The 10,429-nt window shown below is 25.5% G+C and carries 13 protein-coding genes and 1 pseudogene; all 14 read right to left on the reverse strand.

Features of this window, described 5'->3' with window-relative positions:
* The coding region (locus AJ930_RS09840; protein ID WP_070275284.1) for a DUF2972 domain-containing protein at positions 1–1,764 on the reverse strand (1,764 nt) is incomplete at its 3' end.
* A gap of 12 nt (positions 1,765–1,776) precedes the next feature.
* The gene (locus tag AJ930_RS09845; RefSeq protein WP_070275285.1) at positions 1,777–2,496 is read right to left on the reverse strand and encodes a glycosyltransferase family 2 protein; all 720 of its coding nucleotides are present in this window, start codon (positions 2,494–2,496) and stop codon (positions 1,777–1,779) included.
* Positions 2,493–4,028: a capsular biosynthesis protein gene (locus tag AJ930_RS09850; protein ID WP_070275286.1), complete on the reverse strand. Its 1,536-nt coding sequence runs from the start codon at positions 4,026–4,028 to the stop codon at positions 2,493–2,495. The genes AJ930_RS09845 and AJ930_RS09850 overlap by 4 nt, the downstream gene beginning before the upstream one ends.
* Positions 4,025–4,423 (reverse strand): HAD hydrolase family protein, encoded by a 399-nt coding sequence (locus AJ930_RS09855; protein WP_070275287.1) that lies wholly within the window; start codon positions 4,421–4,423, stop codon positions 4,025–4,027. Before AJ930_RS09855 ends, AJ930_RS09850 begins: the two co-directional genes overlap by 4 nt.
* 51 nt (positions 4,424–4,474) lie before the next feature.
* Positions 4,475–5,950, reverse strand: a complete 1,476-nt coding sequence (locus AJ930_RS09860; RefSeq protein WP_261659541.1) for a sugar transferase — start codon at positions 5,948–5,950, stop codon at positions 4,475–4,477.
* 323 nt (positions 5,951–6,273) lie between these two features.
* Complete coding sequence (locus AJ930_RS10735; protein WP_261659542.1) at positions 6,274–6,414, reverse strand: hypothetical protein; 141 nt, start codon at positions 6,412–6,414, stop codon at positions 6,274–6,276.
* Between the two features lies 1 nt (position 6,415).
* Positions 6,416–7,156, reverse strand: coding sequence for a glycosyltransferase family 2 protein (locus AJ930_RS09865; protein ID WP_070275288.1), 741 nt, complete (start codon positions 7,154–7,156; stop codon positions 6,416–6,418).
* Entirely contained in the window at positions 7,153–7,482 is a 330-nt protein-coding gene (locus AJ930_RS09870; protein WP_070275289.1) for a hypothetical protein, read from the reverse strand. Before AJ930_RS09870 ends, AJ930_RS09865 begins: the two co-directional genes overlap by 4 nt.
* Positions 7,483–7,484: 2 nt before the next feature.
* A complete protein-coding gene (locus tag AJ930_RS09875) occupies positions 7,485–7,820 on the reverse strand; it encodes a nuclear transport factor 2 family protein (RefSeq protein ID WP_070275290.1) in 336 nt (111 codons plus the stop codon).
* Positions 7,813–8,537, reverse strand: a pseudogene (locus AJ930_RS09880) (glycosyltransferase family 2 protein). Before AJ930_RS09880 ends, AJ930_RS09875 begins: the two are co-directional and overlap by 8 nt.
* The gene (locus tag AJ930_RS09885) at positions 8,531–9,169 is read right to left on the reverse strand and encodes an HAD family hydrolase (protein WP_070275291.1); all 639 of its coding nucleotides are present in this window, start codon (positions 9,167–9,169) and stop codon (positions 8,531–8,533) included. The pseudogene AJ930_RS09880 and the gene AJ930_RS09885 overlap by 7 nt, the downstream one beginning before the upstream one ends.
* Positions 9,162–9,653, reverse strand: a complete 492-nt coding sequence (locus tag AJ930_RS09890) for a hypothetical protein (RefSeq protein ID WP_251824837.1) — start codon at positions 9,651–9,653, stop codon at positions 9,162–9,164. Before AJ930_RS09890 ends, AJ930_RS09885 begins: the two co-directional genes overlap by 8 nt.
* Before the next feature lies 1 nt (position 9,654).
* The gene (locus AJ930_RS10745; protein ID WP_251824838.1) at positions 9,655–9,798 is read right to left on the reverse strand and encodes a hypothetical protein; all 144 of its coding nucleotides are present in this window, start codon (positions 9,796–9,798) and stop codon (positions 9,655–9,657) included.
* Positions 9,799–10,042: 244 nt separating this feature from the next.
* Positions 10,043–10,429: DUF2972 domain-containing protein (locus AJ930_RS09895; protein WP_148122821.1), on the reverse strand; the 387-nt coding region annotated here is incomplete at its 5' end.

Consider the following 10,429-nt stretch of genomic DNA (forward strand, 5'->3'; position numbering starts at 1 on the left):
TATGTTTTTTAACTTAACTCTTAATTCTTTATTTTCTTTTAAATAGTTTAACACGTCTTTTTCTTTAAATAATTTAGCTTTTTCTAGTTCTATTCTCTCTTCTAAAGCTTCAATAAAATTATTTAAATATCTTTTAGTAACATCAAACAGCTTAGAATCTTGCCTTAAACGCTCCAATTCTTGTGGTTTTAAAAATATTCCCAAATTTTCATATTTCAAAGGTTTATCAAAAAATTCTTTAGTAAAGTTGATATATTCTTTAGATTGTTTATAAAATTCAATTAAATTTGTAGATGTGATTTGAAGATGGATGCTATCATTATCTTTATAAATAACTTTGTTATTATAAATTAAATTTTTTTTATCAATAAATAAATTAATAGGTATAAAACCTGCTAAATCTCCATTCATAACTCCTTCAAAAAATTTTTTATCCGTTGGTTTCTTAAAACCAAATTTGTTAGCTAAATCACACATTGTATCGAATGCCTTTGCTGGTTTTATTTCTTCCATGTCAATATAAGTAATATCTCTATTTGAAAATAATAAGCAAAGCGATGTCTGATACATTGTATCTTCATTAATCCATCTAGGTAAATATTTCATGCTTGGCTTTTCTGAATAGTAAAAATTTTTTCCAATATCGCCAACATACATTTTATTCTTAAACACATCACTATAATCATTGTTTAAACATATCTCCTTCATACTTTTTGGATTTAGAATAGGATGATTTACTCCGGTTTTTAGTCTTGATATAGGATCTCTTACCAAAAAAAGAATTGGAATTTTATTAATTAAAGTCAAATATTTACCTATATTATTCATTCCTTGCGTTAAACTGTATTGTCCATATGTTATAATTGAATATAAATTTTCAATCCTAGAAAAATGGTAATAATCTATATATCTATTTTTCATTAAATCCATATGATGATACAAATATCCAATGCCACAAACGTTAAAAAATGACATCATTGCAGCATGCCCAGATAATCCACCAGATAAAAACACAAATTCATAATTATCAGGTAAAGGTAGATTCATTTCCCAAGCAAGTTCAGCTGATATGTTTTTATAGTTTATTTTTTCTTTTTCATCATTTAGTTTTTTAGGATCAAATAATGAAGGGTAAGGATGGTTTTCTTTTTTATATTTTTCATTAAAATCATTTGATAATAGCCATTCTTCTATAAGATTAAAATTTTGTATAAAATAATTAAAATTATGGAAAATATTATCAAGTATAAGTTGATAATCTTGATGAATTTTTAATATATTTTGTATTCTTGGAAGTTCTTTTAAAAAGGCTTGCTTATTTTTAGAGATTATTTTAATGATATTTGGACTTAATTTCGCAAAATTATTAAAAATTTCTTTAAATATTTTAAATTCTTTATTGGCTTTTTTAATATTTTTAGCTAATTTAAACATACTTCCTTTATGTAAATTTTGAAAAGTTTGTATAAGAACTTCACCAAGCATATAAGATAAATGAAATTTATATTTTAAAGCCTGCTCATAATCGCTGCATGTTTCTAAATTTGGATATTTGAGTTGAGGAAAAACTTGTATGGTTTGTTGATAAATTTTTTGTTCTTTTTTGTGTTGTTTGTTTATTTGATAAAGTTTTTTAAATAATGCTATATACCCCCCCCCATGCTTATAATTATTTCTTTGATGACTAAAGTCAATCATAACTCTACCTAATTTATAAGCTAAATGGTTTTTTATTCTTTCTATAGCTGAGTTTGGGTTTTTCATGGTGAGGGTCCTTTAGGTGTTTAAATTTTCATATTCAGCAGGGGTTCCGCAAAATATTATATCATCAATATTTATTTTATGATATTGGATATTTTTTTTCTGCTGGATCAAATAATTATACATAGGGGCTATATAAAACTCACCCTTGCTAAGATTATTTTCTTTTTGCATTGTATCAAATATTTCTTTAAAATATACCGCTTTTTTAAAATAATACAAACCGCTGCTACATAAACTAGAAATTCTTTCTTTTTCTGTAGTTTTTAAAACTGTATTATTTTCACCAGGTAAAACAAAGGACCATTGTTCACCCTCAGCTTCAAATACTTCCAAATACCCGTCGATTTTAGAAAAATCCAAAGTTTTAGGCAAAGAAAAATTGGGTCTAAAAGTATCAATATTAAAAATCAAAATACTCTCATCATCTTTAATTTCTGCTTTTTGAATTCCTAAGGCCACTGTATGTGCTTGCCCTAAAGTTTCTTTATCCAATTTCACACTCTCATATAAATTAAGATTTAAATTTGCACATTCTTTTTTTATAAATCCTTTTGTATCTTGTATATCTCGATAAATAAAAATAAATTTGCACTCATTAAAGTATTTTTTAAAACCATTGATTGCATGGAAAAATACACTATTTCCTTTCAAATCAAGCATATATTTTGGCTTAATATAACCCGCTTTAGCAAAACGACTGCTAAGTCCTGCCATAGGAAAAATTATAATCATCCTTTCTCCTTAAAAAACTCATCATAAAGTCTATAAGCATTAGCCAAAAATGCCATTTGTTTGGTTTGTGAATCACTATGCAAAGGCAATATAGATAAAAATAAATGGATACACAAAGCTTTTATGTTTTCATCTATATTAAAAATTTGTAAAAATTCCTTTTGAATGATTGATAAATTTTCATTTTTATCAATAAAAAATTCTATTTGATCCGCTGTAATATCATACTCAAAAAAACCTGCAATGATAAAATCATAAAGACCAAAAACAGAATGAATAAGTTTTGCAAAATCATAATTTTTATCCCCATAAGGAGTTATATTTTCATCAAAATCAAACCCCCTAGGATCAAAAACTTTAATTCTGCCTGATCTAAAATCATACATGATATTTGAAAAGCAAAAATCTCCATGAATAAAACTATTGGTTTTACCTCTCTCTCTCATAAACAAATCTAATTTTTCTATCAAATGATAAACGTTTGGATAAATTTTGGAATTAATTTTGATATTTTTTTGCAAATCAATACCACTTTGCTTTTGAAATTCATTTAATCTTTGTAATGTTTTCTTTTTATAATCAAAATTAATATAGTTTGCATTTTCATTTTTAATTGAAAAAGAGTGCAAACAATCTAAAAATTCCTTTAAAGAATAAAAAATTCTTTTCCAAACATAATGAGGTAAATTCCCAAAAACCAAAAGTTCAGATAAGGTATTGTTATAAATATATTCGATTTGATAGTTATTTGATCCATTTAAAACTTTAGGAACATAAAGAATCATTTCCTTTGGGAGTCTTTCAAACCAATTTATTTCGGCTTGAATTTTTTTCTCCCATTTTGATGTTTTTTTGATATAACCATTTTTAAAACTTATACTATTGAAACTTCTTTGAGTGCTTACAATTTGCTTAGAATGAAAATAACTTGTAATAAGCCCAAAATCAAGCCAAGTATCATTTTCGATAACGTTAAAAGGATAAGTCTTTGAATACGCTTTTAAACCACCAATAAAAGAATAATTATTTTCAACTATAGATTTAATTAAAAATTTAGGATCAGTAATACTATACGCACCAGTTAAAATAAAATCTTTATCTTGTATTTTGTTTATAGTTAAAAAATCATCATCCAAGTAAGCCCATTCATAGCTTTCTCTTATCTTCATCACTTGCAAGGAATCATCTTTAAATGAAAGATTTTTAAAAAAAGTATCTCCGTGTAAGATATGCAAACATTCATTAAAATTACAACCAACATTTAAGCAATAAACTATAGATTCGCCTAGTGATAAATTTTCAGGTGCAAATAAAAGTTCAACACCTAATTCATTAAGTTTTTTTTGATCGTGATGATTTAGCTTAAAACTTTTAGGCAAAGATAGGACAATTTTTTGCTTTATATCTTTAAAAATCTCTACTTGATACTCATAAAGCCTTTTGTTTCCCAAAGGTAAAAAAGAAGGGGGTATCTTACCGAATTCTAAAGTAAAATCAGCGGATAAGTATTTAGCAGAAGTTATAAGTATCATCGATTTCCACCATCTTTGTATGGATTTTCTTTTTTTAAAAGCTCTTTAATTTCTTCATATTTAAGATTAATAAATTCAGAAGGACGAATAGCCTTATCATCTACATAAAAACCATCAAATCCACACCAAGGCTTGCCGACAATAATATCATCGTAAGGAATTTTATGCTTATCAAGCCAAGAGGTGATAATAGGTAAAGTATGTATTTTGATTTTTTCTATATCATTATTAAAAGTTCGCATATTTCGACTTGTAAAAATAGTAATCTTAAAGCCTTGTTTTTTATACTCTTTTATAGTTTCTACTAGAACAAGATTTGGCTTTTTATCACAATAATCAACTTTATCATCATCAATAGTCAAAGTTCCATCTAAATCTATAATTATGGTTTTCATATAAAAATTAAATCTTCCTAATCTATTTAAATATTTAAAGTATAGCACAATTTATTTAAATTTCTTAACTATGTTTTTATTTTTCCTATTTTTATTTAGGCGAGGCAAATCGAAAAATAAAAATTTAATATATCCTCCTTTATACCAATTTTTACTTGCTTTAATAAAAGCTCCACCCAATTTATATGAAAAATAATTTTTAATCTTTAAAGCCTCTTTATAATCTGGACAATCTTTAAGAGAAGGTGAGATTAAATCTGGATTTATTTTTATTTTTTGATTATACGCTAATTGCTCCTTATAATGCTTTTCTTTTACATAAAATAAAACAAAGGGCATTCTGATACATCCTAATATACTCTTTGAATTATCTATCATTGCTTGACCTAATTTATATGATAAATGATTTTGCACTTTTAATCTAGCTAAATTATCAGGATATTTGGCAATTATCTTATATTTTTGAGCTATAAAGTCAAAAAAATTAATAATTTTTTCAATTTGATTTTCATTAAAAATCTTATTTTTTCTAATAAAGTGAATGTCTTTATCTAATTCATTTTTTATATCCGGAAAACATATATTGTTGAATAAAAATTTATTGATATAAGAACTTTGTATATCCAATTTTATCACTCTTAATTTTAAAAAATCAACCCATTGGCTTAAAATATAATGCGATAGAAATCCTGTTCCTGGACTCATGCAGGTTTGTGGATAATTTTTCAGATTTGAATTAAAATAAGGATTTTCCTTATTTTCTTTAGCATATATCCAAGTTTTCATAAAAACTTCCATAGCATTTCTTCTACCTATTTCTAAACTATCATCCAGTCCAGCTGATCCTCTTAAACTATAGATTTCATTTAATTCCAATAGATGTAAATCTTCGATTTTTATATCATTCTTTTCTATGATATAATCAGGTCTAACACGCACGATAAAATCATATTTAAAATTCTTTTGCTTTTCATATTCTTCCATTGCCTTATACACTTGATAAATTCCATAAAATTGTTTAGAATCATTTTTTAATTCTCCCAAACGATTAACAACTTTAGAATACGATTCCAAAATCACTTTTTTTATTTTATTATCTAAAGCTAGTACATCTTTGATAAAAATTTTTTTGTTAAATTCTTTTAAAATTACATTAAAAACATTCGGAAATTTTTTAGAAAAATCGATATTAGACATTATAAGTTCACGAGGACATTCATTAAGTATAGGGTGAAAAAATCTTCTAATCCATCCCACACCATTTCCACCAGAACCTGGCCACAAACTTTCCATATCCCAAGAATATATAAAAACATCAATATTACCCAGATGAGAAAAAGAATCAATTAATGCTTTAATACTATCACGCCAACCTGGTCTTAGCTGCCCATTTAAACATAAAGCTATCCTATCTCCTGAATAGGATTTTTTTTGGTAAAAATATTTTCCAGCAATAACTCTTAATTTATCATAATACAATTTTCCACCCAAGGTATCTAAGAAATTATTATATATAATTTCTAACATAACAAAATAAATTCCACCTTTGAAAAAAATATCACTTGAATTAACATAAAAAAAATCTATTGAATTTTTTAAAAAAAAAGATTGCAAGATTAAATCTTGAGATTTTTTTACTTCATTTAAAATTTTTAAAAAAAAATTAAAATCCCTAAAATCAATAACATCCAAATGGGAAGATAAAAAACTCATATATGAATTTTTATAATTTCCAATTAAAAAATTTTCATTTACAGTTTTATCTTTTAAGCATGTGTGTATAAAATCATATAAATCTTTAGAATCAGTATTTAAAAATGATGATAATCGATCAATATAATCAATATTTTCTAAAAAAAATTATATCGCCCCAATTTATACATCAACAATAAATGTTCATCGGATAAATTTTCATTATTTAAAAAAATATCAAGAAACTCATAACTCCAATTATCTATAGCTTTTTCAATTAAAATATTTATATCTAACATTCTATGCCTTATCAATTTTACAATATAAATGATTAATATATTTCTCCAAATCCTCAGGTGTTCCAATTCCATGCATTTGAGAAAAATCAATATTATAAATACCTATTTTAGCACCATTTTTTATTGTATAATTATAAACAGGACAAGTATAAAATTCATTATTAACTCTATCATTTTCTACAATCATATCTATGGCACTTTCAACAAATATTTTTCCTTTATTAAAAAAATAAATCCCAACTGTAGCAAATTCACTAATAGCTTCTTTTTCTTTTACTTCTACTACCAAATCATTATTTAATTTTGCAAATGACCATTTTGAATTTTTTTCTTTGTCTACAAAAGTCAATATTGAACCATCTAAACCTCGTTTGAAACTATCATTGATAAAATCAGTTATATCAATATCAACAATCTGATCAGAATTTGCTATCATTAATGGCGTATCATTATTAATATATTTTCTTGCATAAAGCACAGTACAAGCTGTTCCTTCTGTAAGTTTATCGATAGCTATAAATTCTACATTAAAATTATTTTTAATTTCATCAACTAACTTTTTTTCTTTAATCAAATGTTCTTTTCTTGCTATTAAAATATATCTTGCATCTTTATATTTTAAATTTTCAAGCACTCTAACTATCATTGGCTTACCCAAAACATCAATAAAAGGCTTTGGTTTATCAAAACTAGCCTTTGCAAAACGACTTCCAAGCCCAGCCATAGGAATCACTATATTCATTGACATTCTCCTAAATATTTATCATCATTAGCTCCTGGAAGTTTTACAACGATATTTATTGTATCTTCCAAGGCTTCAAAGTCTGTAGATTCCTCTGGATAAATCATCACTATATCGCCTTTAGAATATATCCTATCATTCATCCTTACTTTGCCACTAATAATAACAGTAATTTCAGTTGCAATTTTATGATGATGCTTTTCTTCGGTATCACCTTTTTTATATTCTTTCACGCCAACTTCCACATCATTAGTTTTAAAAACACTTGGATCGAAATTTCCCACAAACCAACCACGAATCATTTCATCTAATTTATAATTTTTCATAATCAACCTTTCGGAATGTCCAAATAAGCACGTAGTTCAACAATTTTTTCATTATGCCATTCTATGATATCCACACCTTCAAGTCTAGTCTCATCAAGTATTAAAATAAATTCTATAAAAGTTGTATTTTTATCTTGAAAAATATTTTTAGCGCTAAAGCTTAGTTTTTTACAACTATTGAAAATATCTTCAATAACTTTTAAACATTCTTCTTTGCCTTCTATTCTTTTTACAACTGGGTCTTCTAAAACAAAATTCTCATTTAACAAGTTTGCTACTTCTTTTATATCTTTTTTATTAAAAGCACTGATATATTTTTCAGTTAATTTTTTAAGCATTTTTAATCCTTTCATATTCATTAATCTTCACATGAGAATAAAAAGTAAAATAACGATTTTTATCAATTGAAATATTTATAATTTTCTTATCTTGTAAAATTAATTCATTTAATGTTGAAGCGATAAAATATTTTCCTTCATAATTAACATCTTTTTTAATCATATCAAAAGCTGATTTTACAAAAAATTTGGCCTTGTTAAAATAATAAAATCCCGCTATTGCATTTTTACTTACAGGTTTTTTTCAAAAGCTTCTAAAACAAAATTATTTTCATCACATTTTACATAAGCCCATCTTGGATGAACACTCTCAAAGCTTAAAACACCTGCATCATTTAAAGATAAATCTGAAATAACTTCATTTAAATCATACTCAAAAATTTGATCCATATTGACAATGAGCAAAGAATCATTTAAATTAATCTCATCAATAGCCATCAAAACAGAACAAACCATGCCTTGTGTTTCATGTTTGAGAATAATAATTTTGCTTTGATTATTAGTTAAAACATTAATTGCATCATCCAAATGATAACGCTTTACATCTTCTTCTTTAAGTATAAAAATAAAACGTTTACTCTTGACATTTTCATAATTTTTAACAAAATGTTCCAACATAGTTTTTCCACAAATTTCAATAAACGGCTTTGGAAAACCGTCTTTTTCATTATCAAAAAAATAACTTTTACCCGCAATAGGAACCACTATATTTAACATTTCAATTCCTTTTCAAATTTAAAAATATGATTTTTAATATTTTCATAATTTACTTCACTAACTTCATCTACAATCATCACATTAGCTCCGCTTGCCTTACCTGCTTTTATACCATTTTCATTATCTTCCACTATCATGCATTCCTTAGGATTTAGCTTTAATCTTTCTATAGCTTTGATATACATCTCAGGATCAGGTTTTCCTTTTTTTACATCTTCATTGGAAATATAAAAATCTAAATAATTTTCAAGAGCTGATTTTTTCATCATTACCTCAATGCTATTGCGTATAGAATTAGAACAAACTGCCATTTTATAACCTTCAAATTTTAGCTTTGATAAAGCATATTCATGATGAAACCTAGGTTTGCACAAACTATAAACTATTTCCATAGTGTATTGCTGTTTTAATTCATTTATAAAAGAATGTAGAGATTTAGGCAATCCTCTATCCAATGAAAGCATTTTTAATTTATCCTTAGTTGGCAAACCATCAAAAGTTGTCAAGTGCTCATATCTAGTAATTTCCATGCCAAAAAGTTTTAAAGCTCTATTTAAAGCTTCATAATGCCAATCTTTAGCTTCAATCAAAACTCCATCCATATCGAAAATAATGGCTTTTATCTTAGTCATTAAAGAACCTCCTTGCCTCATCAGGATAATCAGTACAAATCATTAATTTATCTTGTATATGTAACTCTTTTTCTATTTGTTTGTATTCTTGCCATTCTTTTTTATAGTCTCTTTTATGAAGCTCTGGAGAAACTATACAAACTAATTTACCATTATCAATATGTTTTTTTATAATATTTTTATCTATCCAATGTGAATAAAATTCATCCATCCAAACACCACAAGCCTTATCATAAAAACTAGGCTCTTTTTCATATTCACTTTGTCTAGTAAAGACATTAAAATTTAAATCGATATAAAGCAAAGCATCAGGAACTGACATATCAAATACAAAATAATTTGTAATTTTATATTTTTGAATAAGTTTCTTAAGTAGAATTTGAAGTCCATCAGCCTTTATATTTAAGGCTAAAGGTAAATTTGTATTATATTTTTTATAAAGCTTAAAAAAATCTTCTAATTTTAAACAATTTTCATTAGCCATATCATGCGATATAACTATGCCCCCCCCCCATATCTCTTAAATCTGTTTCAAGACCATATAGACTAATAAAACTTCGATCAAAAGCAGCAATAGAATTTTTTTCATTATGATTATGCCAAAATCCTCTATGAGAAATTATTATCACTTATTACTCCTTAGCTTTTGTTGTTTTAAATATTTTAATATATCATACCATATTTACTTCATTTTTGTTTTAAAATTTAAAAACTCTCTGATAAAAACACTAATCATTTCCTTAATTACTGATATTATTTATTTATGATATTGATAAATTTCTAAGAAAAAATACTAATACTCTTGATCGATATTGTTAACTTCAACTTTTCTTCTCAAAAAATTATAATGCTCGACTTTTACTCTAATGTTAACTATTGATCCAACTCTTTGCACATTTTTTCAAATTCTTGATAGTATTTCCAAGATGCTACTATATCTGGACGATGTTGTTTAATATGAACAAGTTCCTTATCTAGTATGTTTTTTAACTTAACTCTTAATTCTTTATTTTCTTTTAAATAGTTTAACACGTCTTTTTCTTTAAATAATTTAGCTTTTTCTAGTTCTATTCTCTCTTCTAAAGCTTCAATAAAATTATTTAAATATCTTTTAGTAACATCAAACAGCTTAGAATCTTGCCTTAAACGCTCCAATTCTTGTGGTTTTAAAAATATTCCCAAATTTTCATATTTCAAAGGTTTATCAAAAAATTCTTTAGTAAAGTTGATATATTCTTTAGATTGTTTATAAAATTCAAT

The organism is Campylobacter sp. BCW_6871 (assembly GCF_001762325.1).
GTDB lineage: Bacteria > Campylobacterota > Campylobacteria > Campylobacterales > Campylobacteraceae > Campylobacter_D > Campylobacter_D jejuni.

Coding starts and splice junctions, on each gene's coding strand:
- AJ930_RS09845 (WP_070275285.1), bottom strand. CDS start 2,496: ATGATTATAATTTTTCCTATGGCAGGACTTAGCAGTCGTTTTGCTAAA.
- AJ930_RS09850 (WP_070275286.1), bottom strand. CDS start 4,028: ATGATACTTATAACTTCTGCTAAATACTTATCCGCTGATTTTACTTTA.
- AJ930_RS09855 (WP_070275287.1), bottom strand. CDS start 4,423: ATGAAAACCATAATTATAGATTTAGATGGAACTTTGACTATTGATGAT.
- AJ930_RS09860 (WP_261659541.1), bottom strand. CDS start 5,950: ATGTTAGAAATTATATATAATAATTTCTTAGATACCTTGGGTGGAAAA.
- AJ930_RS10735 (WP_261659542.1), bottom strand. CDS start 6,414: ATGTTAGATATAAATATTTTAATTGAAAAAGCTATAGATAATTGGAGT.
- AJ930_RS09865 (WP_070275288.1), bottom strand. CDS start 7,156: ATGAATATAGTGATTCCTATGGCTGGGCTTGGAAGTCGTTTTGCAAAG.
- AJ930_RS09870 (WP_070275289.1), bottom strand. CDS start 7,482: ATGAAAAATTATAAATTAGATGAAATGATTCGTGGTTGGTTTGTGGGA.
- AJ930_RS09875 (WP_070275290.1), bottom strand. CDS start 7,820: ATGCTTAAAAAATTAACTGAAAAATATATCAGTGCTTTTAATAAAAAA.
- AJ930_RS09885 (WP_070275291.1), bottom strand. CDS start 9,169: ATGACTAAGATAAAAGCCATTATTTTCGATATGGATGGAGTTTTGATT.
- AJ930_RS09890 (WP_251824837.1), bottom strand. CDS start 9,653: ATGGCTAATGAAAATTGTTTAAAATTAGAAGATTTTTTTAAGCTTTAT.